Below are 26,985 nucleotides of genomic sequence, written 5' to 3'. Positions count from 1 at the left end.
ATGTCATGGTTCCTCGCAGCCTCCACCAGCTTTGGGGTGGTCCCCGCGGCCCTGATCGGCGCGGCGAGCGGACTCCATGTCGCCACCTGGGGGATGTACAAGGACGCCTTGTACGAAGGGTTCAGCGCGCGGAAGTACTGCCGGAGCGTGATCGTCGGCGCAGGGTCCGCGGTCTTGATCCAGTTGCTGATGCGCTTCGATCCCGGCACGCCTGGGGACGCCGTCCTGCTCTTCGGGCTTGCCTACGTTCTCGAGCGCGCCCTCGTCGAGTGGCACAAGACGTTCATCCGCGAAGAGGACCAGTCGAAGTACTTCATCCCTATGCAGTTCGCGGTGGTCGGCAGGGTCGTATCGAGCCGGCGGGTCCGCGCGGCAGCCGGGATCGGCTGCGCCGCGGCGGTCGCGCTCGTGGTCCTGGGGCTGGGGTGGCTGGAGCCGGCCGGGACGGCGGTCTTCCCGCTGGGCATGGTGTTGGTGGTCGGCAGCATCGGCGGCTGGATCTCGGCCTTCGGCGGCGCGTGGAAGGACGCTCCCAAGGAGGGATTCCAGCTCCTGAAGTTCTTCCGTAGTCCGGCGCTCGCGACGGCGTACGGTCTGGTGCTGTCGTCGTTCACGACCAGCTATCTCGCCGTCGCCTTCGGCGCCCTCGGCCTAACGATCGCGACGATCGAGACGCACAAGAAGTTCGGTTCGCCGCTGGAGGCCCCGGGCAAGTTCACCGGCAAGCCGATGCGCTTCCCGGAAATGCTGGGGGTGCGGCGCCGGTTCGTGCCGGTCTTCGCCGCCCTCTGGATCGCGCTGCTGGCAACGCTGCTGGCGGCGCTCTTCGACGCGCCGGGCGGGCTGCTGGCCTCGATCGCGCGGGCGGAGGTCCCGTGACCGCCGTCGGGTCGTCGGTCCGGGCCGTGCCGGTCGCCGCGATGCGGGTCCCGGCGATCCTGGCCCAGCGTCTTGGGAACCGTGAGTGGGACGCGGCCCTGCGTGCCACTGCCGTGGTGGGGCTGGTGGCGATACCGATCGTACAGTGGGTGCCGCAGGCGGCCCCGCTGATACCGCTGGCGCTGACGACGCTGTGGATGCGTGGTCCCCTCTCCGCCTTCATCCCGGCGGGGCTCGAGCCGGTCCTGATGCTCTATGGCCGGCTCTATCCCGCGTGGCTCGTGACGCTCGTGGCGGCGGCCGCGAGCGCCTACGCCGAGATCCTGTCGCTCCACCTGGTGCGCGGCGTGATGGACCTGCGCGCGCTCGGGAGGGTGCGCCTGGGGGTGAACGGCTCGCGGCTGATGCGGCTCTTCCAGCGCTGGCCCGCACTCGCGGTCGCGGTGGCCGCGGTCTCGCCCATCCCCGACTGGATCACCCGCACGCTTGCGGCGGTCTCGCGCTACCCGGCGGCGCGCTACGTGGCGGCTGATACGCTGGGCCGACTCCCCAAGCTCTTCATCCCGGCCGCGCTGGGCGCCGTCCTGAACGTCCCCGACGGCTGGTTGCTCGGCCTGTCGGCGGGGTCGGTGGTGTTCGGAGCAGGGGCCGGCACCTGGAAGTGGTGGCATTCGAAGCGGCGTGCGCGGCGCGTCGTCACCAGCTGAGCAAGGAGGCTGCGATGCTGCCCTTCATGCTCGCCGTCGCCCTCGGTGTCGCACCGATCCAGCGAGTGGAGGTGGCGCTGGCGGAAACACTCCTGGTGACGGCGCACGGCGACGGCGCCCCCGTCGTCCTGGTCCCGGGGCTATTCGGCTCGGCATACGGGTGGCGCAAGGTGGTGTCGTTGCTCGCGGCGTCGGGACGTCGCACGATCGTGATCGAGCCCCTCGCGATAGGAGGCTCCGCGCGTCCGCGCGGTGCGGACTACTCGCTCACGGCTCAGGCCGACCGCATCGCCACGGTCCTCGACATCCTGGGGGTGCGTGAGGCGGTGGTGGTCGCGCACTCGACGGCGGGCGGGATGGTGTTCCGGATGGCCGTGCGCCGCCCCGAGCTGGTGCGCGCGGTCGTCTCGCTCGACGGAGGGCCGTCGGAGACCGCGGCGACGCCGGGGTTCCGCCGCGCAATGTCCTTCGCGCCGCTCATTCGAATGGTGGGCAGCGCCGGGCTGCGCGGGCGCGTCCGTTCGTCGCTGGTGCGCGCGTCGGGTGACCCGGCGTGGGTGACCGACGAGGCCATCGCGCGTTACACGGAGGGCGCGACCGCGGACTTCGGCGCGACGCTCCTGGCATTCATGGCGATGGCGGGGTCGCACGAGCCGATGGCTCTGGCGCCTCGCCTCGCCGAGGTGCGGTGTCCGGTGTTCCTGCTGGTGGGGGAGGCGCCGCACGGCGGCCGCGTGAGCGAACGCGAGATTGCTCTCCTCAGGCACGAGGTGGTCGGGTTCACGCTCGAAATGGTCCCGGGCGCGGGGCACTACCTCCAGGAGGAGCGGCCCGATGTCGTGGCGGCGGCAGTGGAGCGGGCGTTGGGGACGGTGGCCACGGTGGCGCGGCGGTGATGCTAGTGGCCGCCTGAGTCGCCGAACTGTTTCACCAGGTCGCCGATGACCTTCTTAGCGTCTCCGAACAGCATCCAGGTCTTGTCCGAGAAATACAGCTCGTTGTCGATGCCGGCGAAGCCCGGGTTCTTGCTCCGCTTGATCGCGTAGACCGTCCGGGCCTTGTCCGCGTCGATGATCGGCATGCCGTAGATCGGGCTCGTCTTGTCGTACCGTGCCACCGGGTTCACCACGTCGTTCGCGCCGACCACCAGCGCCACGTCACACTGCGGCATGTCGGTGTTGATGTCGCTCATCTCGGACAGGTCCGTGTACGGGATGTCCGCTTCCGCGAGCAGCACGTTCATGTGGCCCGGCATGCGTCCGGCCACCGGGTGGATGGCGAACTTCACCGTGATGCCGCGCTTCTTGAGCTGGTCGTACAGCTCCCGGATCTTGTGCTGCGCCTGCGCGACCGCCATCCCGTAGCCGGGGATGATGACGACCAGGTTGGCCTGCTCCAGGACCTGCGCGGCACCCTCGATCGTTTCCGGTTTGTAGACCTTGCCTTCGCCGAGCTGTTTAGCCTGCTGCACCTGGCCGAACGCGCCGAACAGCACGTTGACGAACGAGCGGTTCATCGCCTTGCACATGATGATCGACAGGATGAGACCGCTCGAGCCGTCGAGCGCGCCGGCCGTGATCAGCAGCTTGTTGTCGAGCACGAACCCCATCGCCACCGCCGAGAGGCCGGCGTACGCGTTGAGGATCGAGATCACCGTCGGCATGTCCGCGCCGCCGATGGGGATGACCAGGAGCACGCCGAACAGCAGCGACATCCCGATCACCACGGGGAACAGCTGGGGCGCCCAGGTGGCCGTCGGCTCGGCGATCAGCATCACGCCGATGACCGCGGCGATCAGCAGCAGCCCGATGTTCATGACGTTCTGGCCCCGGTACGTCACCGGGCGCTGCGGGATCCACTTCACTTCCTGGAGCTTGCCGGCGGCCATGAGGCTGCCGGTGAAGGTCAGGAAGCCCAGGATGATCTCGGCGATGATCGCCGTCATCTTGAAGGTCGTGAGGTTCTCCGGGCCCTCGCTGTACCACAGGTAGTACTCGGCGGTGCCCACGAGGCCGGCGGCGAGGCCGCCGAACGCGTGCGACAGGGCCGTCCGCTGGGGCACGGCCGTCAGCGGCACCATGGACAGCGGAATGCCGACGGCCACGCCGGCCAAGATGGCGATGATGATCCAGCCGTGATGCACCACGACGGACTGGCCCCAGGTGGCCAGCACCGCGAGCGCCATCGCCGCCACGCCGGCGTAGACCGCGCGCCGCGCGGTCTTCGGGTCGTTCATCCAGTGAAGCGAGAAGACGAACAGCGCGGCCGCGACGAGGTACGTCAGCTGTACGAGGGACGCGTTCACTTGCCTGCTCCCTCACGCGGCGTCTTGAACATCTTGAGCATGCGGTCGGTGATCAGGAACCCGCTCACGATGTTCGTCATGGACGCGAACAGCGCGACCGCGCCCATGAAGCGGATGATCGGCGGGTGGTCGGACCCCGTGACGATGATCGACCCCACGACGGCGATCGCCGAGATCGCGTTCGTGATGGACATGAGCGGGGTATGCAGCAGCCGGGACACGCGGCGGATCACGCCGATCCCGATGAACGTGGCCAGCAGGAACACGAACACCATGGACCAGTAGTCGAACGCCTGCTCCGGGTGCGCGGTGGTCGCCGCGTCCTGGGCAGCCGCCGCCACCGGCAGGCCGACCAGCAGCGTCGTCACGAACGGCGGCAGCAGCCGCAGGAGGATGAAGCGTCGAGCCATCGTGCTGCTTCTCCTTTCGCTCACACCTTGGCGAGCGCTTCCTTGGTGCGGGCGTGCACCACCTGGCCCGCGTGGGTGATCAGGGCTCCCTGCTGGATGTCGTCCGCCGGGTCGAGCTGGAACGCCTGCTCCCTGGTGAACTCCTGTACGAAGGCGGTGAGGTTCCGGGAGAATAGCGTGCTGGCGTGGGTCGGCATGGCGGCCGGCACGTTGAGCGGCGCCAGGATCTTCACGCCGTCCTCGACCACCGTCTCGCCCGGGCGTGACAGCTCACAGTTGCCGCCGCCGTCGGCCGCCAGGTCCACGATGACCGAGCCCGGCCGCATGCCCCGCACCATGTCCCGCGTGATCAGCCGGGGCGCGAAGACGCCACCGATCAGCGCGGTCGTGATGACGACGTCCGCCGCCGCGCACTGCTCCCTGAGCAACTCACGCTGGCGCGCCTTGTCCTCGTCCGTCAGCTCCTTGGCATAGCCGCCGCCGGCGGCCGCGCTTGCGCCGAGATCGATGCCGACGTACTTCGCGCCGACACTCTCGATCTGCTCTTTCACTTCCGGTCGCACGTCGGTCCCGGTCACGTTGGCCCCGAGCCGCCGGGCGGTCGCGATCGCCTGAAGCCCGGCGACCGCCGCCCCTACCACGAAGACCCTGGCCGGCGGCACCATGCCGGCCGCCGTCATCAGCATGGGGAAGTACTTCGGCAGCTCGGCGGCCGCCAGCAGCACCCCGCGATACCCGGCGATGCTGGCCATTGACGACAGCGTGTCCATGGATTGCGCGCGAGTGGTTCGCGGGATGGCGTCGGTCGAGAAGGCGGTGATCCCGCGCGCCGCGAGGGCGCGTACGACGTCGAGGTTGCGTAGCGGCATGAGCGAGCCCAGCAGTACCGCGCCCGGCCGCATCCACTCCACCTCGTTACGCCCCCCCCCCGGCGCCCCGCCCACCGGCGGGGCGTTCACCCGCAGCACGACATCGGCCTTGGAAAGGAGTGCGGCGGGGTCGCCTTCTACCGCAACCCCCACCTCACGGTAGGCGTTGTCCGGCAGGTAGGCTCCGTCGCCCGCCCCGGATTCGATCGCCACCGCGTACCCCGCCTGGATCAGCTTCTTGCACGACTCCGGAACCAACGCCACGCGGCGTTCGCCGAGTGCAGTCTCCCTGGGAACCGATATCAGCACTGGAACTCCTGGGTCCTGGATGATGTGGCGAGGAAGAATCGCTCCGCGAAGCTCCAGCGCACATGAAACGACCTTGAAGGAATCCTTAACCTCAGGCGACCGGCGATGATACCCAGCGTGGTTCCGCCGGGCAAGGCAAGCTGCCCGGCGGGCGCGCGAGGGGGGACGGGCCGCCCGGCCTGAGGCGCAGGGCGACCGGGGGGCGCCGGCATCGCGAGCGAGCTATCTTACGACGTCACGCGGTCGCCGCCGGTCGGCGACGAGCACCGTCGCGCACTCCCCTGATCAGCGGAGTCCAGACACTGGTATGAACGCTCGCATCGTTGTGGCGGTCTGTGGCGTTTGGTCCCGCCGCCCGCCGCTGGTGCGCCTCGCGGGCGCACTGCTGGTCGCCGTCGCGCTGGAGCTTGCCACGCCGCTCTCGGCGCAGCAACCCGCCGCGGCAGACCCCGCGCCGCTCACCACCGACCGGATCTTCGCGGGCGCCGAATTCCGGAGCGCGCCCTTCGGCCCGGCGCGCTGGCTCGCCGGTGGCACCGCGTACACCACGCTCGAGCGGGGCGCCGAGACGCGGCGCGGGCGCGACATCGTCCGGTACGACGCGGCGACCGGCGGGCGCGACACCCTGGTCCCCGCAGCGCGGCTGGTCGCGCCCGGTGATACGGTGCCGCTCGAGATCGAGGACTACGCCTGGTCAGGCGACGGCCGGAGGCTGCTCGTGTTCACCAGGGGGCAGCCGGTCTGGCGCACCAACGACCGCGGCGACTACTGGGTGCTGGATCTCGACTCATGGCGCCTGCGCAAGCTGGGCGGCCCCGCGGCGCGCCCCTCCACCCTGATGTTCGCGAAGTTCTCCCCCGACGGCGGGCGCGTGGGTTACGTGCGGGAGCACAACCTCTACGTCGAGGACCTCGCGGCCGGCCGCGTCACGCAGCTCACCCGCGACGGGTCGGTTACCCTGGTCAACGGCAGCTTCGACTGGGTCTATGAGGAAGAGCTGGGGCTCCACGACGGCTGGCGCTGGAGCCCGGATGGCCGGTGGATCGCGTACTGGCAGCTGGACATCACCGGGGTGCGAAACTTCGACCTCATCAACGACACCGACTCGCTCTATTCGTTCGCCGTGCCGGTGCAGTACCCCAAGGCCGGTGAGACGAACTCCGCGGCGCGCGTGGGGGTGGTGAGCGCAGCGGGCGGCGCGACGCGCTGGATGCAGGTCCCCGGAGACGCGCTCAACAACTACATCGCGCGCATGGAATGGGCGCCCGCCCCGGGCGGGGCCGCTGTGTCCGAGCTGATGATCCAGCATCTGAACCGGCTCCAGAACACGGTGCACGTGATGATGGCCGACGCGCGGACCGGCGCGGTGCGGACCATCTTCACCGACCAGGACAGCGCTTGGGTGGAGACCTACGATAGCCCGACCTTCGTCAACGACGGGCGCGACTTCATCTGGCAGAGCGAGCGCGATGGATGGGACCACCTCTGGCTCGTCTCGCGCGAAACGGGGCAGGCCCGGCTCCTCACGCCCGGCGCTTTCGATGTGTTCGGATACCGGGGCGTGGACGATTCGGGCGGCTGGGTCTACTACATCGCCTCGCCCGACGACATCGCGCAGCGGTTTCTCTATCGCGCGCGCCTCGACGGCAGCGGCGTGCCGGAGCGGCTCTCTCCCGCCGCGCAGGCCGGCTCGCACGGGTACAACGCGGCTCCCGGCTTCCGGTTCGCCATCCACACCTTTTCGAGCTTCGACACGCCACCCGTCACGGATCTGGTGCGGCTTCCGGACCATCAGGTATTGCGGACGCTGGTGGACAACGCGCAGCTCCGCGCGCGGGTGGCGTCCCTGAGGCGCGGCAGGTCGGAGTTCCGGACGGTGGACATCGGCGGAGGGACGGAGCTCGACGCGTGGTTCATCCGGCCGCCCGATTTCGACCCGTCGCGGCGTTATCCGGTGTTCATCAGCATCTACGGCGGACCGGGCTCGCAGACCGTGCTCGACAGCTGGGGGGGCAACAATTACCTCTGGTACCAGTTGCTGGCGCAACGTGGGTACATAGTCGCGAGCGTGGACAACCGCGGCACCAACGGGCACGGCCGCGCCTGGCGCAAGATCATCTACCGCCAGCTCGGCGTGGTCGAGACCGAGGACCAGGGCGCCGCGGCAAGGGCGATCGGACGTTGGTCGTTCATCGATTCGACCCGCATCGGCATCTACGGGCACAGCTACGGCGGGTTCATGGCCCTGAACTGCATCCTCCAAAACCCCGGTGTCTACAGTGCCGCGATCTCAGCGGCGCCCGTCACCCACTGGAAGTTCTACGACACGATCTACACCGAGCGCTACAACGGGCTCCCGAGAGACAACTCCGTGGGATACGACCGCGGCTCGCCGCTCACCTACGCGTCCAATCTGCGCGGGAGCCTCCTCATCGTCCACGGCTCAGGCGACGACAATGTCCATTACCAGAACACCGAGACGATGGTGAACGCGCTAGTCCGGGCGCAGCGGCCGTTCCAGCTGATGGTCTACCCGAACCGGAACCACGGCATCGCCAGCGACGGCGCGGCACTCCACCGGTTCGACCTGTACACCCGCTTCCTCGCGGAGCACCTCCCACCGGGGCCGGCCGGGGCCGCCGGCGGGATGATCCCGTGACCTGCAACCCGGCCGGGTGTTCCTGCGTAGGGGGACGCACCGACGCACCGACGCACAGGGTGCGGAAAACCTGAGCCGGAGACGTGTTCATGTTGAAACCGATAGCGATGCTTGCCGCCACGGGCGTGGTGGGGTTGGTGCTGATCAAGCTGGCCGGCCTGGTGTTCTTCCCGCTCCTGGGCGTGCTGATCGGCTTCCTGTTGTGGGCGCTGAAGTTCGCGCTCATCGCCGGCCTGATCTGGTGGGGTTTCCATCTGTTCAAGCGGTGGAGTGAGAAGGGCTCGGAGGCGTGACGGAAGGGTGTAGGGTATAGCGGGTAGGGTGTAGGCGGTACGGGTGCTTTCTACACCCTACCCCCTCTAAACCCCACACCCTTATCTTTTCAGACGTGAAGGACAAGAACACCGCCTACATCCTCTGGGCCGCGAGCTTCCTCGGGGTTTGCGGCCTTCAGCGCATCTACGCGGGGAAGCTCGGCACCGGGCTCCTTTACCTCTTCACGCTCGGACTCTTCGGCGTCGGCCAGTTCATCGACCTGTTCCTCATCCCAGGGATGATCGAGGACGCCAACAACCGCCTCCTGATCCAGGGTCTTGGCCAGCAGGCGCTGGCGGCCGGTGGTGTGGCGGGGGCGTTGCCTGCCGGAGGCCGGCGCGCGCCTCGGACGACGGAGGAGTTCGAAGTGTCGCTGGTGACGGCGGCGGAGAAGAACGGCGGCAAGCTGACGGTCGCCGAGGCGGTGGCCGCGACGGGCCGCGGCTTCAAGGAAGTGCAGCGCCAGCTCAACGAGATGGCGGTGAACGGCTTCGTGGAGACGGACTCGGACGACAACGGGGACCTGTACTACCGCTTCCCGGGGCTCTCCTAGCCTGCCCCGCGCGCGCCACCACCCAACACCCTACACCCTACACCCCCGTTCCTAGACATCCCTCAGCACCTCCATGGCGGTCCTCCGGAATACCTCTCGGCTGGCCGTCATCCCCACGACCGTCACGAGCAGGGTGGTGACTCCGAAGACCGCGAACATCGCGGGGGCGGGGACGGAGAAGCGCAGCTCGAGCACGTAGTGCGTGAAGGCCCACCCCCCCCCACTCGCCAGGCCGATCCCGACCAGTGCGGCCAGGGCCCCGAGCGCCAGGTACTCGGCGAGGAAGATGCGCTCGATCTGGAGGCGAGTGGCGCCCAGGGCCTTGAGCAGCGCGCCCTCACGGATGCGCTCGAGCCGTCCCGCGGCGACGGCGCCCAGCAGCACCAGCGCGCCGGTGCCCAGGCTCAGCACCGCCATGAAGCGGATCGCGAGGGCGACGCGGCTCAGGATCCGCTCCACCGTGCGCTGGAGGAGCGCCACGTCGTAGCTGGTGACGTTGGGGAACCGCTCGCTGACGGCACGCTGGAGCCGGGCCCGCGCCCCAGCGTCGTCCATCCGCGTGAGGACCACGTACGACCGGGGCGCTCGCTCGAGCGCCGCCGTGCTCAGGACCGCGAAGAAGTTGGTCTCGAAGCGCGCCCAGTCCACCTCCCGCAGCCCCACCACCCGGGTCTGGACCGTCACGCCGCTGACGTCCCAAGTGATCGCATCGCCGACGCCGACGTGGAGGTCGGTGGCGAGGTCGGTGGAGAGCGAGACGGGGAAGGGCATTCCCGGCGCGGCCTCGCCGCGGCCGGTCCACCAAGCGCCGCGCACCAGTCTTTCGGATGCCACACCGCTGTCGCGGTAGGTCGAGCGGTACTCGCGCCGCAGCGTCCACGACCGGGGCGCCGCACGGGAAGTGTCCTTGAGCAGGTCTTCCTTCGACCGGCCGTTGACCGCCGCGATCTTCATCGGCACGATGGGCACGACCTGGAGCAGCGGGGCGCCGGCGTCGCGCACCAGGCTCCTCACGCCCGAGTCCTGGTCGTTCTGAATGTCGATGAAGACGAGGTTAGGGCGGCCGTGCACCGCGGCGGTGCTGGCGCGCACGAAGCTCATGAGGTTGGCCTGCACCAGGTAAAGCGCCGACAGCAGTCCCACGCCGAAGCCGAGCGCGATCACGACGCTTTGGGTCTGGTTGCGCGGCCGGTGGAGGTTGGCGAGCCCCTGGCGGACGACGTATGGCCAGCTGGCGCGGAACCGCGGCCCGCGGGTGACGCGGCGGGCGAGCGCGACCGCGCCGCGCGCGGACAGTGCGAGGATCCCCACGGAGAGCCCGATGGCGACCGCGAACCCCAGCCCGACCCGAGGTTCGTCGTTGCGGTACATGCATAGCGCGAGCACGCCGATGGCGACCAAGCCCTGGGCCGCAAGGCGCCATGGATCCCGCGCGCGCACCGGGGCGGTCTCATAGGCACGGCGGATCGCCTGGAGCGGGGACACCAGGCGCACTTCAAGGAGCGGGCGCAGCGCGAAGAGCACGGCGACCGCGACCCCGACCCCGATCCCGCCGAGTACGACGTCCGGCTCCAGGCGGAACCGCACGTTCGCCGGGAGGAGGTCCCGGAGCAGCCACGGGAGCATGAGTTGCGTACCGACCCCGAGGCCGGCCCCCGCGGTCGCGGCGATGAGGCCGAGCACGGCGGCCTGGGTGAGGTAGACCGCGAAGACCAGCGGCCGGCCGGCGCCCAGGCAGCGGAGCGTCGCGACGGTATCGATCTTGCCGGCGACGAACGCGCCGACGCCGCTCGCCACGCCGATGCCGCCCAGGAGTAGCGCGATCAGCCCCACGAACTGTAGAAAGGTCGAGAGGTTGTCGAGGACGCCCGTGATCTCGGACTGGGTTTCGTCCGCGGTCTGCGCACCGACGCGCTCGCGGTTGAAGAGCGCGCGATGGCGGATGATCAGGCGTCGCACGTCCCGCGGGTCGGCGAATTTGATCAGGGCGTGGTTCCGCACCCGGCTGCCGAAGACGATCAGGCGGGTGGCGGGGACGTGTCGGATGGGGATGTAGACCTGCGTGCCGAAGGCGTTCAGTCCGCCGGTGACATGGCCTGGCACCTCGGAAACGACGCCGGCGATCGGGAACTGAGCGCTGCCGATCTCGAGCGTGTCACCGACGTGCGCGTTCAGCGCGACCAGGAGGCTGGTGTCCACGATCGCCACGCGCGCGGTGTCGAGCGCGCGCCAGCGGCCCGCGGGGCTCGTCACGACGTCACCGTAGAACGGGAAGCCCGGGCCCACCGCTCGGACGTCGACGAGGCGGATCCCTTCGGTGCGCCTCACGTACGCCATGGACGAGAAACTGGATCGGCGCGCGACGCGCGCGCCGGCGCGGGTAACGGAGTCGAGGACGGCCTCGAGGTTCCGCGAGAACGGCCGGCTGCTGCCCAGCTCGAGGTCGGCGCCGAGGAGCTCGCGCGCCTGGGAGCGCACTCCGCGCTCGAGGTTCGCCGTGAACGAGCCGATGGCCACGAGTGCGCCGACGCCGAGCGAGATGGCGGAGGCGAAGAGGAGGAGTCGGCGGCGCGAGGCACGGCTCTCGCGCCAGGCGAGCGCGAGCACGAAGCGGAGTTTCCTCACCGCGACCCGGCTGGCACGACCGCGCCGTCCCTGAGGTGCAGGGTGGTCTTCGCGCGGGCCGCGAGGTCGGCGTCGTGGGTGACGAGGACCAGCGTGGTGCCCCGCTCGCGGTTCAACTCGACGAGCAGCTCGATGACCCGCGAGCCGGTGGCGGCGTCGAGGTTGCCGGTCGGCTCGTCGGCGAAGAGGATGCGGGGCTGGTTGGCGAAGGCGCGGGCGATGGCGACGCGCTGCTGCTCGCCGCCGGAGAGCTGGGCGGGGTAGTGGTGCTCACGGCCGCCGAGCCCGACCCGCTCGAGCAAGTCGCGCGCCCGCTCGGAAGCGCCGTTCCTGCGCGCAGGTGCGTCGGCGCGTCTGCTCCCCAGCTCTATCGGGACCTGGACGTTCTCCTGGGCCGTGAGCGTCGGTATCAACTGGAACGTCTGGAAGACGAAGCCGACCTTTTCTCCCCGCAATCGTGCCCGCTGGTCCTCTCCGAGCGCGTGGAGGTCCTGGCCATCGAGCCGCACCGTTCCCGAGGACGGCACGTCGAGGCCGGCCAGGAGGCCGAGAAGGGTGGTCTTGCCGCACCCCGAAGGCCCCACGACCGCGAGGAATCCACCGGGCTCGACGGCCAGGCTAACTTCCTTGAGGACGGTGAGCGGCCGGCCGCCGCTCTGGTAGATCTTGGTGAGGTCGTTCGCGATGAGCATGGCCCGAATGATACACGCCTCGGCGATGATGTTCCTCCTGGCGGCGTGCGCGCGGTCGGAGCAAGCTCCCGCGCCCGGGTCGTCGGACGGTACGCCCGGCGCCGTCCCTCGCGCGGGAGGTCTCTCCTCGCGCTTGCCCGCCGATGCCCCGATCCTGCTGTTCCTCGGGACGAGCCTCACCGCCGGTCTCGGCGTCGATCCCGACTCCGCCTATCCCGCGGTCGTCCAGCGCCGTCTCGACAGCCTCGGCCTCGGCTGGCGCGTGGTCAACGCCGGCCTTTCGGGGGAGACGTCCGCGGGCGCACGCCGCCGGCTCGATTGGCTGCTTCAGGGACCGATCCGGGTGCTCGTCATCGAGACGGGCGCCAACGACGGGCTCCGGGGGCAGGGCGTGGACTCGACGCGAGCCAACCTCGAGGCGATCATCGCGCGGGCCCGCGTCTACGACTCCACCATGACGATAGTGCTGGCCGGCATGGAAGTACCCCCGAACCTCGGCCCTCGGTACGCGTCCGCTTTCCGTGCGCTCTTCCGGGACCTCGCGCGGAGCGAGCATTTGCCACTGATCCCGTTCCTGCTCGAAGGGGTGGGCGGGGTGGACTCGCTCAATCAGGCCGATGGGATCCACCCGACGCCGGCGGGGCACCGGATCGTGGCGGAGAATGTGTGGCGGGTGGTGGGGCCGTTGATGGCCGTTCAACATAGAACGAGCTTGAACCTCAGGAGGATTCGGAGAATGGGTGGCGGGTTGTGGGGCCTTTGATGGAGCGCACGGGCCAGCGCGCCAGCGCGTTGGTGCGTTTGCGGGCCGGCGGTCCAGGTAGCGGATTGGCGCGTCGGGTGCTATAACGTGGCGCCTATGGCGACCAACCGACTCGCGATTCCCGTCCTCGCGCCGCTTCTCTTGCTCGGCGCCTGCCAGAAGCCACCGTCGAATGGCGCCGCCGCCCGACAGGTGTTCGGGAACGGCATGCAGTGGATCGACCTCACCCACTCCTTCTCCAGCCAGACCATCTACTGGCCGACTGCCAAGCCGTTCACGCTCGAGGTGGTGGCGGCGGGTCAGACGCCGGGTGGGTACTACTACTCGGCGAACAACTTTTCCGCCGCGGAGCATGGCGGGACCCACCTCGACGCCCCGATCCATTTCGCCGAGGGACGCCGAGCGGCTGATGCCATCCCGGTCCGGCAGCTCATCGGTCCGGCGGCCGTGGTGGACGTGCGGGATTCGGCCGGGTGGAACCCCGACTACCTCGTGTCGGTGAAGGATCTTCAGCGCTGGGAGGCCGGGTATGGGCGCATCGAGGACGGCGCCATCGTCCTCCTCAGGACCGGGTGGGCGCAATACTGGAACGAACGGCGCCGTTACCTCGGCACCCCCAAGACCGGACCCGCGGCCGTGCCGGAGCTGCACTTCCCGGGCCTCGATCCCGACGCCGCGCGCTGGCTGGTCCGCGAGCGCCACATCTCGGCGATAGGCCTCGACACGCCAAGCATCGACCGCGGCCAGTCGCGAGACTACCAGAGTCACCGCATCCTGTTCGCGGCCGACATCCCCGCCTTCGAGAACCTCGGCACGCTCGACGCTCTGCCGCACATCGGCGCGTACGTCATCGCGCTGCCGATGAAGATCGGCGGGGGCAGCGGGGCGCCGCTCCGCATCATCGCGGCCGTTCCGCGCTAGCCAGCCTGGCGCTTCGCTCCCCGGCGGGATAGTCTCTCCGCTCCCCTCGGAGCGGCGGGAGCGTTTCATGGAAGACCTCAACCCCTTCCACATCGCCCAGGAGCAATTCACGCGCGCCGCACGGCACGTGCGGGCGAGCGAAGGCCTGCTGGAAAACCTGCGCCGGCCGGAGCGCACGATCCGCATCGACTTCCCCGTCAAGATGGACGATGGCTCGATGCGCGTCTTCACCGGCTACCGGGTGCAGCACAACAACGCCCGTGGCCCGTTCAAGGGTGGTATCCGCTATCACCCGGACGTCACTGAGGACGAGGTGAAGGCGCTGGCGGCGTGGATGACGTGGAAGACCGCCGTGATGGACATCCCCTTCGGGGGTGCGAAGGGCGGGGTGGTGTGCGACGGCAAGCGCCTTTCCGTGGACGAGAAGCGCGGCATCACCCGCCGGTTCGTCACCCAGATCGGCAACGCAATCGGCCCGACGGTGGACATCCCCGCGCCCGACGTCTACACCGACGCCACCACCATGGCGTGGATCTTCGACACTTACGACATGATGCACAAAGGCCAGAACAACCTGCCGGTCGTGACGGGCAAGCCGCTCGAACTGGGGGGCTCTCACGGCCGGGCCACCGCCACGGCGCGGGGCTGCATCTTCTGCGTCGAGGAGGCGATCGGGCGCGGGCTGGTGGACGGGGTGCGCGCGCTCTCGGGCGCGCGCGTCGCAGTGCAAGGGTTCGGCAACGCCGGCTCGTTCGCGGCGATCATCGCGCACCAGGGGGGGGCGAAGATCGTCGCCGCGAGCGACTCGAGCGGCGGCGTCGCGTCGCCCGGGGGATTCGACCCGGCGGCGCTGCTCGCGCACAAGGCGAAAACCGGGAGTGTGGCCGGCTTCCCCGGCACGTCGCCCGTCAGCAACGCGGAGCTGCTCGAGCTGGAGTGTGACGTCTTGATCCCCGCCGCGCTCGAGAACCAGATCACGTCGCAGAACGCCGAGAAGGTCCGCGCCAGGCTGGTCGCCGAGGCCGCCAACGGGCCGACCACGCCCGCCGCCGACGAGATCCTGCAGCGCCGTGGCATCCCGGTCGTGCCCGACATCCTCGCCAACGGCGGCGGCGTGACGGTGTCGTACTACGAGTGGGTGCAGAACATCCAGGACGAGCAGTGGGACGCGGAGACGGTGGACGGCAAGCTGAAGAAGAAGATGGTGAGCGCCTTCCACCGGGTCTTCGACGTGGCCAAGGAGAAGAAGGTGGACGCGCGCACCGCCGCATACGTCGTGGCGCTGGACCGGGTGGCGCATGTCACGGAGCTGAGGGGGATCTGGCCATAGAAGACAGACGCACAGGCGCCCAGACGCACAGGCGCACAGGCGCACAGACGCGCAGACGCACAGGAGAAACGTGAAGCCGATCCCGGTGCCCTACGTCGTCAAGCGCATCGACGACGGGGCGAAGATCGAGATCCAGTGGGAGGAGCGCGGGCACGTCGCGACGTATGAGGCGCGGGCGCTGCGCCTCGCCTGTCAGTGCGCCGCGTGCGTGGAGGAGATGACCCGCCGCCCGATCCTCGATCCGGGCTCCGTTGCGCCGGGGGTGCGCGCGCTCGCGATCAAGCTGGTCGGAGCTTACGCGATGCACGTCCAGTGGAGCGACGGGCACTCGTCCGGCATCTACCCGTGGGAGCGGTTGCTCGAGACCTGTCCCTGCCCGGACTGCATGGCCAAGCGGTAGGGACCCGAGCGACGCGTCTCAGGCATTGAGTTTGAGCTCGAGCTTGAAGTGCAGCTTGGGGTGGCGCCGGTAGAGGAACATGCCCATTGACGCCGCCGCGACGCCGTTGCCCACGAGCAGCGCGGGCCAACTCACGTCCTGAAGTACGCGCTGGACGAACGCGAGCGCGAACACCAGGTAGCTGAACTCGTAGAACACGAAGAGGGCGAAGAAGGCGATCAGGAAGACCGCCGGCTCGCGCTCGAGCATCGCGACCACGTGGGCCAGGATTATCCCGGCCACGATGAAGACCATGACGTGGAAGACCGTGTAGCCCAGGATCATCGGGACGGTGCCTCCGGGCATGGTGGCCGCGTCGGCGGCGCGGAGGCCGCGGAAGAGGCCGGCGCCGAGCGCCGCCGGAGTGCGGAAGGGTTGTCCCGCCGTCAAGTCCACGATCAGGAACCACAAAGCGAGTGCGGCCGCACCGACGATACCGCAGAAGATGCCTTCCCGGATCGGCTTCGCGTTCATGTCCCACCTGGCCTGTCGGGTATGCTGACGATAGTGGGGCCGGAAGCGAGGTCCGTCAAGCCGAAAGGCCCGGATGTCCGAGCACGATCTCTACGACGAACTCCAACTCACAAGGTACTGGACTGGTTCGCAGGGCAGGACCGCGGCTCGGCCCCGCTGGGTGGCGGGGCTCTTCGTTTGTCAGCCCAACCAGCGCGTAGTCAGCCGCTGCACACCCCTCCACCGTAGCGGGGTCATGCGGCCCACCACGCGAGCCCAGAGCGCATTGCGCTGCCCGCTCAACCACATTCTTGCTACGGCCGCCAACCGAGGCGCCGAGGCGTGATGCGCCCGCAGTCAAGCCGCCCGCTCACTGGTGCGGGGCCTCCGGGAGCAGCGTCAGGTGGACGTAGTTGTCGGTCCTGATGTAGCGCCGGGCCGCATCGCGGATCGCCGCCGCGGTGAGGCCGCTCACCAGCGTGTCGTAGGTCAACACGATGCGCGGGTCGTCGCCATACTGATAGGCGCTGCCCAGCACGCTCAACCAGAAGGCGTTCTGACGCAAGCCGGTCTCGCGCTGGCGCCGCTGCGTCTCCTTCACCCTCTCGAGCTCGGCCGCGCTCGGGCCGGAGTCGCTGATCGCCTGGATTTCCGCGAACACCACCCGGGTCAGCTCCTCGACCCGTTCGGGCGCACTGCCGAACCGGATCGTGACCCCATATCGCTGCGGCGCGTCCCGGCCGCCGCCGGCGTTCGCGCTGACGCTGTAGGTGCCGCCGAGCGCCTCCCGCAGGCGATCGAGCAGGCGCAGCTGTAGCACCTCACCTAACGACCCCAGCACGTACTGGTTGACCCTGCTCCACTCAAACGGTCCCGTGAAGGAGAGGAACGTCTGGCTCTGCGGCTCGACGCCGCGGCGCACCACCCTGTCCACGACGCCGGTCGGCGGGCGGATGCCCTCGTCCCGACCCGCTTCGTGCCGGTTGATCGAGGGAAGCCCGCCTAGATATCGCTGCACCAGAGGCCGCAGCGAATCAACCGAGAAGTTGCCGACGATGAAAAACGTGAAGTCGCTCGCGTCGGCGTACCGCTCTCGGTAGAACGTCATCGCGCGATCCAGGTCGATCTCGTCCAGCACGGCCGCGTTAAGCGGCCGGGCCCGGACGTGGTGCTGACTCATCGTGACACCGATAGTGTCCTGGAACGCCGCTTGGGGACTCGCTCCCCGGTTCGCGAGCTGAGCCTGGAAGGTCTGGCGAAATGCGACGAACGCCGCGCTGTCGCGCCGCGGGGCTGTGAAGCGGAGATAGACGAGCTGGAGCATCGTCTCGACGTCCCTCGGTGAGGCTGAGCCGCTCATGCCCTCGGTCCGGGACCCGACGAAGGGGTTGGCGGACGCGATCTTGCCTGTGAGGATCCTGCCAAGGTCGATCGCGCTGAACTCGCCAGTTCCGCCGGCGCCGACGGCCGTCGTCGCAAAGGACGCAGACACATAGTTCGAGTCGGCGGCGAGCGACGTCCCGCCGGGACTGCTGGCGGAGAGCAGGATCTGGTCGGCCTGGAAGTCGGTCGGCTTGAGCACCACCCGCACCCCGTTCGCCAGTCTCCACTCGGTGACGCCGATCTCGGGAATGCGGCGCTCGGAGACGATCGCCGCGGGCGCCGGCAGGTGCGCCACGAGCGGGGCGGAGGAGGTCGAGTCGTGGTACGGCTCGATCGTCTGCGCCCGCACGGCGCCGAACACCGCCAGGAGCTGGGCCTCCGTCGGGATCGACGTGCCCTCCTGCTCTGGTGCGTTGACGAGGACGACGCGATTCCGGTCCACCAGCCACTCGCGGGCCAGCCGGTTCACTTCCTCGAGCGTGACCCCGGGCAGGAACTGCTGGTGCATGCGATACTCGACTTCGGCGCCGGTCATGTCCTCGCCCTGGAGAATATGGCGGATGCACTCGGCGGCGTGGGAGGCCGACTGACGCCGCTCGCGCTCGGCATAGATCTGCTCGTAACCGCGCAACACATCGGTCTTCTCCCGCTCCAGCTCCGTGGCGGTGAAGCCGTACCGCGCCACCCGCTCCGTCTCGGTGAGCGCCGCCTCCAGCCCGCGCAGGACGCCGCCACTCCTCACCCCGGCGACCAGCGTGTACGCGTCGGCCGACCGGACGAAGTAACCACGTCCCGAGCCGGCGAACGCGAACGGTGCGTCGGGCCGCTGCACGATCTCCGAGTAGCGCGCGTTGAGCATGGCGCTGAACAGGCGCTCCACGATCCTCTGCCGGTAGGAGCCGACCGTGGACTGGTTGCGCACCGGAAGCAGGTGGTAGACGGCCACGGTGGAGTTGGTCGCTTCGCGGTCCGTGGCGATCGCGACGTAGGTCGAGTCGTGAGGGGGAACTGGGAAGACCGTCCGCGCACTGGGCGAGGCGGGCCGCGGCAAGCGTGAGAAGCGGTCACGGATCAGCCGCTCGACCGCGGCCTTGTCGAAGTCTCCCACCGCGACCACGGCCATGAGGTCCGGCCGGTACCAGTCGCGGTAGAAGCGGCGCAGCGGCTCATGAGGAAAGGTCCGCAGGTAGTCCGCGTCGCCGATCGGGATCCGCTCGGCGTAACGGGATCCACGCAACAGAATGGGGAATTGCCGGTCCTGCATCCGTGCCCCCGCGCCGCGCCGGAGCCGCCACTCCTCGATGACGACACCGCGCTCGCTTTCGACTTCCGCCGAATCGAACAGCTGCCCGTGCGCCCAGTCACCCAGGATCTCGATCCCCTGCTCGAGAAACCTCCCCGTGTCGGTGGGCACGGTGAGCATGTATACGGTCTCGTCGAAACTGGTGTAGGCGTTCAGGTCGGCCCCGAAGCGCATGCCGATGGACTGGAGGTAGTGGATCAGGGCCTGCTTGGGGAAGTGTTCCGTCCCGTTGAACGCCATGTGCTCCACCATGTGCGCCAGCCCGCGCTGGTCATCGGCCTCGAGCACCGAGCCGGCGTTGACCACCAGGCGGAGCTCCGCGCGCTTCTCCGGCCTCTGGTTGACCCGGATGTAGTAACGCAGACCGTTGTCCAGCGTCCCGACCGTGTACAGCGAGTCCACCGGCAGCGGTCGAGCCAGGTCCGCGGCACCGGCGGCCTGGGCAACCAGCGAACGCACCGGGGAGGCGAGCAGCAGCCCCGGCAGGAACAGGATCAGCGAGCGGCGCAGCATGGGGACTCCGTTATGCTCGGGGTGGCGGTGGCGAGATGGCGACGACCACCATAACAATACAGGCCGGAGCACGGGTCGGCCAGCGCGCTTGCCAAGCCCGCAGCGGCTCGGGGTCGCGTCCAGCGACCTACCGCGGTCGTCCCCAGACGTTGTTCCGCCGGTCCGCATCCGGGTAGACCCTTCGCGGATCCAGCTCCGCGCCGACGAGTCGCCTACCGCGCGTATCCACGTTCATCACAAAGCGTGAGCCGAGATTCCAGATCTCCACCGGCAGCCGCCGCGTTTCGCTCGTGCCGTCCTCGTAGAAGAGCTTCAGCTCCGCGGGCATCACCATCTCACGGCGGTTCGACAGCACGATGCGGACGGCGCCGCTGAGCGGCCCGGCCGCCGCGCGTCCCGCGCGCGCGTTGGGGCCTGTCGGTGCGGGCGCCGGGCCGAGGACGGAGTCGATGGCCTGGTCGAGCCTCGCCGTCGTAAACACCCACCCGCGCCAATACCAGTCAAGGTCCCGCCCGCTCACGTTCTCCATCGTTCGAAAGAAATCCGCCGGCTGCGGGTGCCGGTACGCCCAGCGCCTGACGTACTCGCGGAATGCCCGGTCGAACCCCTCGGGGCCGAGCACTTCCTCACGCAGGAGCCGCATCATCAGCGCCGGCTTCTGGTACCCGTTCCAGTACAGCGTGCGCACCTCCGTGGGCGCCGTGATCAGCGGTTGCTCGTCGCCCGGCCGCGCGTTGACGGGGTACGCGGTGAGCGGCCCGTTCATGACCGAATCGGCGTAGGGCGTTCCGCGGAAGTAGTCGGCGGCGGCGTACAGGTCGATGAAGGTGTTGAACCCTTCGTCCATCCACGGGTACCGGCGTTCATCGTTCCCGACCATCATCGGGAACCACTGGTGCCCGAGCTCGTGCATCAGCACCCAATGAAGCCCGGTGCGGCTCGTGTCGTTCGGGACGAAGGTGATCATCGGGTACTCCATCCCCTGGATCGGTCCCTCGACGGTCGAGAACTGCGGCCACGGGTAGGTCGCCCACCGCTCGGAGAAGAACTGGATGGTGTGCCGCGCCATCCGGATCGCCTCCTCCCACCGCGCGGCCTGCGGGCGGTAGAAGGTCTGGACCAGGATCCCGTTCCACGTCGTGGCGTCCCAGCGGAAGTTGGGTGCACAGGCGAAGGCGACGTCGCGCACGTTGGAGGCCCGGAAGTGCCAGGTGATCGTCCCGGAATTCGTGGGGCGCGTCCGCGCCGGGTTCCCGGCTTCGTCCCCGGTGATGATCGAGACCGGCTCGCGGCCGCTCTGCGCCTGGAGCAGTCTCACGCGCTGCCGTTCCGTCAGCACCTCACCAGGATTCTCGAGCGTGCCGGTCGCCGCCACGATGAAGCTCGCGGGCACCGTCAGCCGCACGTCGAAGTCCCCGTACTCGAGGTAGAATTCACCGGCGCCGATGTACGGCAGCGTGTTCCACCCGTTCACGTCGTCGTACACGGCGAAGCGCGGGTACCACTGCGCGATCTCGTAGAGGCGGCCATCGCGGCCCATGCGCCCCGCGCCCATCTCCGGTATGGGGAATCGCCAGGCCAGATCGAGCGTGATCGCCTCGCCGGATGCGAGGGGGGACGGAAGGTCCACGCGCAGCATGGTGTCCCACAGGTAGCGGGGTAGCGCGCGGCCGTTCGCTTCAAGCCGATCGATCGTGAATCCGCCTATGAAGCCGGCTCCGGTCATGTTGAACGGGACGCCCGCGAAGACCAGCGGCGGCGGGGCGGTGAGCTGGTTGATGCTCCCCTCGGCAAAGATGTTCTGGTCGAGTTGGAGCCAGAGGAACTGGAGCGCGTCGGGCGAGTTGTTCTCGTAATGCAATCGTCCGGTGGCGCGGATCTCGTTGCGCACGGTGTCGAGCGTCGCTTCGATGGCGTAGTCGGCGCGGTTCTGCCAGTAGGCGTGCCCTGGCGCGCCGCCCGCCGAGCGATAGGCGTTCGGGGCCGGGAGGTCGAGGCGTCGGAATGCCGAGGTGTCGGCTACCTGGGCGCCGGCCATGCCGGCGGCGCCGACGATGAGGAGAACGAAGGTGAAGGCGGATCGCATCGAGTCAGTCCTCCAATTGCGCTGGTTGTCGCGTAGTGCTCAATTGTAACCTCCACGGTCGCTTCTTCCAGGGAGACCCGAACCATGCGCAGTCTGCGTCTTATCGTCATCGCGCTCGCGTGCGCGGCACCCCTCGCCGCGCAGCAGGTCGTGCAGGAGCGCCTCGACATGGCCGCACTGGCGCGCATCCGCGAGGAGGGCCTCAATAACTCGCAGGTGGATTCGCTCGCGGGATACCTCATGGACGTCATCGGCCCGCGACTCACCGCTTCCAGCAACCTGCGCCGCGCCCAGGAGTGGGCCGCGCAGATCTTCCGCAGCTGGGGCATGGCCAACGTGAACATCGAGCCTTGGGACTCGCTCTTCGGCCGGGGCTGGGAGCGCGTGTCGTTCGCGGGCCGCATGGTCGAACCGTATCCGCAGCCGCTGAACGCGGTGGCCCAGGCGTGGACCGGAAGCACGCGCGGCACCGTCACCTGCCCGGTGATGATTGTGACCATCGCCGCCGACTCGAACATGGCGCAGTACAACGGCCGCCTGCGCGGCGCCTGCATCATGCGCGCCGCTCCGCGCGCCATCACGCCGGAGTGGACCCCGTCGGCCCGGCGCTCCGACGCGGACTCGCTAATCGCGATCGCCAACCGGCCCAGCGCGCCCCCACAGCAGCAGCAGAACCCGCAGCAGCAGCAGAATTTCCGGCAGCAGCAGGCCTTCAATACCCGGCTCTACGCCTGGTTCCAGCAGCAGGGCGTCGTCGCGGTCCTCAACGGGTCGAACTGGGGCTTTGGCATGCTGCTCACTGGCGGCGGCCCGCAGTCACGCCAGGCGCGGGACAGCGTCAACTTCGAGCCGCTCCCCTCGCTCACGCTGTCGAACGAGCATTACGGCCAGCTGTGGCGTGACGTCCAGCGCAACGTGCCGGTCCGGCTCGAGCTGAACGTGCAGAACCGCTTCACCAACCCGGATCGGCGGGAGTACAACGTGATCGCCGAGATCCCGGGCACCGACCGGGCCGGCGAGGTGGTGATGGTCGGCGCGCACTATGACAGCTGGCACCCCGGCACCGGCGCGACCGACAACGGTGCGGGCTCGGTGGTGATGATGGAGGCGATGCGCATCCTGAAGACGCTCAACCTGCCGATGCGACGCACGGTGCGGATCGCGCTATGGAGCGGGGAAGAGCAGGGGTTGCTGGGCTCGCGCGACTGGGTCCGCAAGCACCGGGCCGACATGGCGAGCATCTCGGCGTACCTGAACGTGGACAACGGCACCGGCCGCCTGCGCGGCGTGTACGCGCAGTCCAACCCGGCCGTCATGCCGATCTTCGAGAACATCCTCTCGCCCTTCCGCGACCTGGGCGTCGTGACCATGACGCCGGGCAACACCGGCGGCACCGACCACCTCTCGTTCGACGCGGCCGGCGTGCCGGGATTCCAGTTCATCCAGGATCCGATGGACTATGACACGCGCACGCACCACTCGAACCTGGACACCTACGAGCGGCTGGTGATGGACGACCTCAAGCAGGCGGCGACGATTGTGGCGTGGTCGGTGTACACGATCGCGAACCGCGACGAGATGATGCCGCGGAAGCCGGCGGCGGGGGCGACCAACTAGGACCGTCGGATGACGGACAGAAGGGAACAGTGAACGGTCAACGCCGTCGCGCCGGTGCGTTCGTCGCTCTGGCACTCGCGCTTCCCCCCTGCGCTGCGGCACAGGCGCGCGGCGCGCGCGACCCGTGGCGGGAGTTCGATGCCTACGTCGCGCAGGCGGTCCGGGACTGGAACACCCCCGGCCTCGCCATCGCCGTGGTCAAGGACGACTCGGTGGTCTTCGCGCGCGGATACGGCGTTCGCGCCCTCGGCACCAGCGACTCGGTCACCACGCACACTCTGTTCGCCAACGCTTCCACCACCAAGGCGTTCACCTCGATGGTGGTGGCCATGCTGATGGACTCGGGAAGGCTCCGGTGGGACCAGCGGGTCGCGGAGTTGGTGCCCGAGCTGGTGATGCGCGACCCGTACGTGACCCAGGAGCTGACGCTCCGTGATCTGCTCACTCACCGGGTCGGCTTCGGGGATCCCGGCTACTTGTGGTATGGGTCCGAGTACGACTACGCGGAGATCGCGCGACACCTGCGGCTGGTCCCGGCGCAGTCGAGCTTCCGGTCGCGGTACGCCTACAACAACGTCACCTACGCCACGGCGGGGGTGATGGCGTCCCGCGCCGCGGGCGCTTCGTGGGACGACCTGGTCCGCACCCGCATCCTCGAGCCGTTAGGCATGACCGAGACCGTGACGCAGGCATCCGGCCTCTCGGGCCGCGCCGACGTCGCCCTGCCGCACGACCTGATAGACGACACCTTGCGCGTCATCGGCAATGCGGGCATCGGGCTCGTCGACCCGATCGCGCCCGCGGGCTCGATGTACTCGAGCGTCCTCGACATGTCGAAGTGGATCAGGTTCCTGCTGGATTCCGGCCGCGTGGGGGGAAGGCGGCTGGTGAGCGAGCCGGCCTTCACCGAGATGTTCCGGCCGCAGACGGTCATCCGTCCCGGGGACTTCTACCCCACGGCGCGACTCACCCGGCCGCATTTCACGGCGTACGGCATGGGGTGGTTCCTCGAGGACTACCGCGGCGAAGGGGTGGCGATGCACACCGGCAGCATCGACGGCACGGTGGCCATAGTGGGGCTCATCCCCGACCGGCGGATCGGGGTGGTCATCTTCGCGAACCGCGACCATGTCGAGCTGCGCCACGCGCTGATGTACCGCGTCTTCGACCAGTTCATCGGCGGAGCGCGGCGCGACTGGAGCGTGGAGATGCGCGCGATGTACGACAGCCTGGCATCGGCCGCCCGGGCGCAGCGGAGACGGGTCGAAGCGGCGCGCGTGCCCGGCACGCGGCCGACGCTACCGCTGGAGCGCTACGCTGGCACCTACTCCGACAGCCTCTACGGGGACCTGACGATACGCATGGAGAACGGTGTGCTGGTAGCGGCGGTCTCGCCGTTCCTCACCGCCGACCTCGAGCACTGGAACTACGACACCTTCCGGTTTCGGTGGCGCAACCGCTGGATCAGCCCGGACCTCGCCACGTTCCGGATCGGGCCGGATGGGCAGGTTGCGGATGTCGTGGTGGACGGCGCCGCGCGACGCAGGGTGGACCGGCGCGGCCCCTAGGACTCAGGGCCGGCGCGGCCGTTGTTCCGCGGGCTGGCGCTCCCGCCGCAATCGCGCCGTCTCCAGTTCGCGCGCCTTCACCTGTTGCGAGTCGCTGAGCAGGGCGAACGCGGCGTCCTGCGCGGTGCGGGCGTTCTCGCGCATCCTGGTCACCAGCTCGCGGACGCGCGCGACCAGGGAATCCGGCAGCTCGAGGCCGTCCAGCGAATTGCCACCCCGCGCCGGCCCTTGGGGACCGCCCATGCCCACCGGCAGGATGGAATCCAGCCGCATCTGGAGCTGACGGTTCTGGCGGAAGAGTCGCATGTTCACCCGCACCAGCTGCATGACGACGGTGTCGGCCAGGCGCAGGCTGTCCCGGTGCTCGAGGAGGAATCCGATCGGGTCCATCGGCGCGGCTCCGGCGAGGAGGGTGCCGGGCCGCGGCTCGGGCGGCTGCTGCGCGGCGAGCACGCCGGGCGCCGCGGCGATGGCGATCAGCAGCCCGACCAGCCGCGGACCAGCGGCAGCGGTTCGAAGCCGGCAACAGGGTTGGAGGCTCCCCATCCCTTGAGCTTATCGACCTGTGACGACTGGTCAAGCCCTGAGCCCGCATTCGAACTTGAGGAGTCGGGCCGGAGGCGGCATTCTCCAGCATCCCATCGCACCAAAGAGGTCGCAATGAGCCAGGCCGAGCACGACCGCCGCGTGGATTACGTCGAGTTCCCCGCGACCGACGTCGTCGCGACGAAGACGTTCTACGAAACGGTCTTCGGCTGGCGCTTCGAGGACTACGGGCCCGATTACCAGAGCTTCCACGACGGGCGGTTGGGCGGCGGCTTCCGCAAGCAGGCGGCGCCCTCGCCTGGCGGGCCGCTCGTCGTCATCTACGCGGTCGATCTCGAGGCGATGGAGAGAAAGGTCCGAAGCGCGGGAGGCACGATCGCACGCGCCACGGTTGCGTTTCCGGGTGGACGGCGGTTCCATTTCACGGATCCCTCAGGCAACGAGCTGGCCGTGTGGACGGACCAGTGATGCACTCACCAGAGAGGTATCGGCACATGATCGCACGTTCTCTCGGCGCGTCCGCGCTCGTCTCGGCTGCGGTCGCCGCATCGGTCGCCGCACCGGCTCGGCCGCAGGCAACTGTCCTGCCCGCCGAACAGCAGATCGCTTCGGCGGTGCTCCCCGCGCCCGCGGACCTGCAGGCCGGCGCGACGGTCTGGGGCTACTCGGCCGACGGCCGCTTCGCGAAGCTCCGCGACGGGTCCAATCACCTGGTCTGCCTCGCGGACAATCCGCGCGAAGAGCGCTTCCACGTGGCGTGTTACCACGACTCGCTCGAGCCGTTCATGGCTCGCGGCCGCGAGCTGCGCGCGCAAGGCCTCGCGCAGCCGGCGGTGGACAGCGCGCGCTTCGCGGACATCACTGCGGGCCGGATCCGCATGCCGTCGCTCGGGAGCCTCTATTCGATGACGGGCCAGAGCGACAGCTACGATCCCGCGACGAACACGATCCGGGGCGCGCGGTCGCTCTTCGTCGTTTACGTGCCCTTCGCCACGGCCGCGTCCACCGGGCTCCAGACGACTCCGGCGCGCGGGACACCGTGGCTGATGGACCCGGGATCGCCCAAGGCGCACTTGATGTTCACGCCGGCGATGTAGGGGAGGGGAAAGTTGAAGAGAGAAAGACGTTGAAGGTTGAGGAGAAAGAGGCGTTGAATGGCGACCGATGAACGCGAATCGCTGATCCGCCGGTACCAAGCCGGTCCGCGCCTCATCCGTGAGGCGCTGGCGAAGGTCCCGCCGGAAGCGATGAAGTGGCGCCCCGCGCCGGGCAAGTGGTCGGTGCACGAAGTCATCTGCCACTGCGCGGACAGCGAGACGGTGTCATCCACGCGCATCAGGTTCCTGGTGGGTGCGGACAACCCCACTATCCTCGGCTACGACCAGGACCGCTGGGCCGCGACGTTCGACTACCACGCGCTTCCGCTCGAGCCGTCGCTCGCGCAGATCGAGGCCGTTCGCGCCTGGACCGCCGAGCTGATCAGGAGTCTCCCCGGGTCGGCCTGGTCGCGCGAGGGTACGCACTCGGAGTCCGGCCGGTACTCCGCGGAGACCTGGCTGGGACTGTATGCGGAGCACTTGGAGGTGCACGCGCGGCAGATCGGGCGGAACGTGGAAGCGTTGATGGCCGCGCGGGCGTAGGCTTCCCTCTTGGGGTCGGTCCATCGGTGGTTCTTGCCAAGGAACTCAGATTGGTATCTATTTGGTGAGTGACAAAACGCTCACCAAGTGAGAATCCTTT

24 protein-coding genes are annotated in these 26,985 nt (G+C 69.0%); 15 read left to right on the top strand and 9 right to left on the bottom strand.

The genetic code is table 11. The features are described from left to right. Genes Q8Q85_06960 through Q8Q85_06950 form a run of 3 tightly spaced genes read left to right on the top strand, consistent with a single transcriptional unit; the run spans nt 1 to nt 2,482 of the window. The gene (locus Q8Q85_06960; GenBank protein ID MDP3773993.1) at nt 1–879 is read left to right on the top strand and encodes a hypothetical protein; all 879 of its coding nucleotides are present in this window, start codon (nt 1–3) and stop codon (nt 877–879) included. Then, a complete protein-coding gene (locus Q8Q85_06955; GenBank protein MDP3773992.1) occupies nt 876–1,586 on the top strand; it encodes a VTT domain-containing protein in 711 nt (236 codons plus the stop codon). Before Q8Q85_06960 ends, Q8Q85_06955 begins: the two co-directional genes overlap by 4 nt. Nucleotides 1,587–1,600: 14 nt before the next feature. After that, a complete protein-coding gene (locus Q8Q85_06950) occupies nt 1,601–2,482 on the top strand; it encodes an alpha/beta fold hydrolase (protein MDP3773991.1) in 882 nt (293 codons plus the stop codon). A gap of 2 nt (nt 2,483–2,484) precedes the next feature. Here the strand turns inward: Q8Q85_06950 and Q8Q85_06945 are convergent, their stop codons facing one another. Genes Q8Q85_06945 through Q8Q85_06935 form a run of 3 tightly spaced genes read right to left on the bottom strand, consistent with a single transcriptional unit; the run spans nt 2,485 to nt 5,479 of the window. After that, the gene (locus Q8Q85_06945) at nt 2,485–3,891 is read right to left on the bottom strand and encodes an NAD(P)(+) transhydrogenase (Re/Si-specific) subunit beta (protein MDP3773990.1); all 1,407 of its coding nucleotides are present in this window, start codon (nt 3,889–3,891) and stop codon (nt 2,485–2,487) included. Next, nucleotides 3,888–4,301: an NAD(P) transhydrogenase subunit alpha gene (locus Q8Q85_06940; GenBank protein MDP3773989.1), complete on the bottom strand. Its 414-nt coding sequence runs from the start codon at nt 4,299–4,301 to the stop codon at nt 3,888–3,890. The genes Q8Q85_06945 and Q8Q85_06940 overlap by 4 nt, the downstream gene beginning before the upstream one ends. 20 nt (nt 4,302–4,321) lie before the next feature. Continuing rightward, on the bottom strand, nt 4,322–5,479 hold the full coding sequence (locus Q8Q85_06935) for a Re/Si-specific NAD(P)(+) transhydrogenase subunit alpha (GenBank protein MDP3773988.1): 1,158 nt from the start codon (nt 5,477–5,479) through the stop codon (nt 4,322–4,324). 307 nt (nt 5,480–5,786) lie between these two features. On the opposite strand from Q8Q85_06935, the gene Q8Q85_06930 reads away from it, so the two are divergent. From Q8Q85_06930 to Q8Q85_06920, 3 genes are all read left to right on the top strand, one after another. Beyond that, a complete protein-coding gene (locus tag Q8Q85_06930) occupies nt 5,787–8,138 on the top strand; it encodes a S9 family peptidase (GenBank protein ID MDP3773987.1) in 2,352 nt (783 codons plus the stop codon). Nucleotides 8,139–8,227: 89 nt separating this feature from the next. Then, entirely contained in the window at nt 8,228–8,431 is a 204-nt protein-coding gene (locus tag Q8Q85_06925; GenBank protein ID MDP3773986.1) for a hypothetical protein, read from the top strand. A gap of 95 nt (nt 8,432–8,526) precedes the next feature. Next, nucleotides 8,527–9,006 (top strand): NINE protein, encoded by a 480-nt coding sequence (locus Q8Q85_06920; GenBank protein MDP3773985.1) that lies wholly within the window; start codon nt 8,527–8,529, stop codon nt 9,004–9,006. Nucleotides 9,007–9,057: 51 nt separating this feature from the next. Here the strand turns inward: Q8Q85_06920 and Q8Q85_06915 are convergent, their stop codons facing one another. Continuing rightward, nucleotides 9,058–11,631: an ABC transporter permease gene (locus Q8Q85_06915; GenBank protein MDP3773984.1), complete on the bottom strand. Its 2,574-nt coding sequence runs from the start codon at nt 11,629–11,631 to the stop codon at nt 9,058–9,060. Further along, nucleotides 11,628–12,323 (bottom strand): ABC transporter ATP-binding protein, encoded by a 696-nt coding sequence (locus tag Q8Q85_06910; protein ID MDP3773983.1) that lies wholly within the window; start codon nt 12,321–12,323, stop codon nt 11,628–11,630. The genes Q8Q85_06915 and Q8Q85_06910 overlap by 4 nt, the downstream gene beginning before the upstream one ends. On the opposite strand from Q8Q85_06910, the gene Q8Q85_06905 reads away from it, so the two are divergent. The 4 genes from Q8Q85_06905 (at nt 12,322) to Q8Q85_06890 (ending at nt 15,737) form a co-directional block, all read left to right on the top strand. Next, nucleotides 12,322–13,086, top strand: a complete 765-nt coding sequence (locus Q8Q85_06905) for an arylesterase (protein ID MDP3773982.1) — start codon at nt 12,322–12,324, stop codon at nt 13,084–13,086. The two genes, Q8Q85_06910 and Q8Q85_06905, sit on opposite strands and share 2 nt — an antisense overlap. Nucleotides 13,087–13,182: 96 nt before the next feature. After that, nucleotides 13,183–14,007, top strand: coding sequence for a cyclase family protein (locus tag Q8Q85_06900; GenBank protein ID MDP3773981.1), 825 nt, complete (start codon nt 13,183–13,185; stop codon nt 14,005–14,007). Between the two features lie 67 nt (nt 14,008–14,074). After that, nucleotides 14,075–15,337 carry a Glu/Leu/Phe/Val dehydrogenase gene (locus tag Q8Q85_06895; GenBank protein ID MDP3773980.1) on the top strand — a complete coding sequence of 421 codons (1,263 nt, stop codon included), beginning with the start codon at nt 14,075–14,077 and terminating at the stop codon, nt 15,335–15,337. 70 nt (nt 15,338–15,407) lie between these two features. Continuing rightward, nucleotides 15,408–15,737, top strand: coding sequence for a DUF971 domain-containing protein (locus Q8Q85_06890; GenBank protein MDP3773979.1), 330 nt, complete (start codon nt 15,408–15,410; stop codon nt 15,735–15,737). Between the two features lie 18 nt (nt 15,738–15,755). Here Q8Q85_06890 and Q8Q85_06885 read toward each other — a convergent pair whose 3' ends face one another. The 3 genes from Q8Q85_06885 to Q8Q85_06875 all read right to left on the bottom strand — a co-directional run bounded on the left by Q8Q85_06885 (nt 15,756) and on the right by Q8Q85_06875 (nt 21,514). After that, nucleotides 15,756–16,250: a hypothetical protein gene (locus Q8Q85_06885; GenBank protein MDP3773978.1), complete on the bottom strand. Its 495-nt coding sequence runs from the start codon at nt 16,248–16,250 to the stop codon at nt 15,756–15,758. A gap of 349 nt (nt 16,251–16,599) precedes the next feature. Continuing rightward, nucleotides 16,600–19,428, bottom strand: coding sequence for an insulinase family protein (locus tag Q8Q85_06880; protein MDP3773977.1), 2,829 nt, complete (start codon nt 19,426–19,428; stop codon nt 16,600–16,602). 127 nt (nt 19,429–19,555) lie between these two features. Further along, on the bottom strand, nt 19,556–21,514 hold the full coding sequence (locus Q8Q85_06875) for a M1 family metallopeptidase (GenBank protein MDP3773976.1): 1,959 nt from the start codon (nt 21,512–21,514) through the stop codon (nt 19,556–19,558). 84 nt (nt 21,515–21,598) lie between these two features. Here Q8Q85_06875 and Q8Q85_06870 point away from each other — a divergent pair, with 84 nt between their 5' ends. Together Q8Q85_06870 and Q8Q85_06865 are read left to right on the top strand one after the other, a co-directional pair. Beyond that, the gene (locus tag Q8Q85_06870; protein MDP3773975.1) at nt 21,599–23,131 is read left to right on the top strand and encodes a M20/M25/M40 family metallo-hydrolase; all 1,533 of its coding nucleotides are present in this window, start codon (nt 21,599–21,601) and stop codon (nt 23,129–23,131) included. A gap of 29 nt (nt 23,132–23,160) precedes the next feature. Then, the gene (locus Q8Q85_06865; GenBank protein ID MDP3773974.1) at nt 23,161–24,699 is read left to right on the top strand and encodes a serine hydrolase; all 1,539 of its coding nucleotides are present in this window, start codon (nt 23,161–23,163) and stop codon (nt 24,697–24,699) included. 3 nt (nt 24,700–24,702) lie between these two features. Here Q8Q85_06865 and Q8Q85_06860 read toward each other — a convergent pair whose 3' ends face one another. Next, on the bottom strand, nt 24,703–25,245 hold the full coding sequence (locus Q8Q85_06860; GenBank protein ID MDP3773973.1) for a hypothetical protein: 543 nt from the start codon (nt 25,243–25,245) through the stop codon (nt 24,703–24,705). A 114-nt stretch (nt 25,246–25,359) separates the two neighbouring features. Between Q8Q85_06860 and Q8Q85_06855 the strand changes: the two genes are divergently transcribed. The 3 genes from Q8Q85_06855 to Q8Q85_06845 are packed head-to-tail and all read left to right on the top strand — an operon-like array spanning nt 25,360 to nt 26,885. Continuing rightward, nucleotides 25,360–25,713: a VOC family protein gene (locus Q8Q85_06855; protein ID MDP3773972.1), complete on the top strand. Its 354-nt coding sequence runs from the start codon at nt 25,360–25,362 to the stop codon at nt 25,711–25,713. A 26-nt stretch (nt 25,714–25,739) separates the two neighbouring features. Beyond that, on the top strand, nt 25,740–26,342 hold the full coding sequence (locus Q8Q85_06850; GenBank protein MDP3773971.1) for a hypothetical protein: 603 nt from the start codon (nt 25,740–25,742) through the stop codon (nt 26,340–26,342). A gap of 57 nt (nt 26,343–26,399) precedes the next feature. Further along, nucleotides 26,400–26,885 carry a DinB family protein gene (locus tag Q8Q85_06845; protein MDP3773970.1) on the top strand — a complete coding sequence of 162 codons (486 nt, stop codon included), beginning with the start codon at nt 26,400–26,402 and terminating at the stop codon, nt 26,883–26,885. The last annotated feature ends 100 nt before the right edge of the window (nt 26,886–26,985 follow it).

Source organism: Gemmatimonadales bacterium (assembly GCA_030697825.1).
Classification (GTDB): Bacteria; Gemmatimonadota; Gemmatimonadetes; order Gemmatimonadales; family JACORV01; genus JACORV01.
This window is presented reverse-complemented; position numbering and strand designations above follow the sequence as displayed.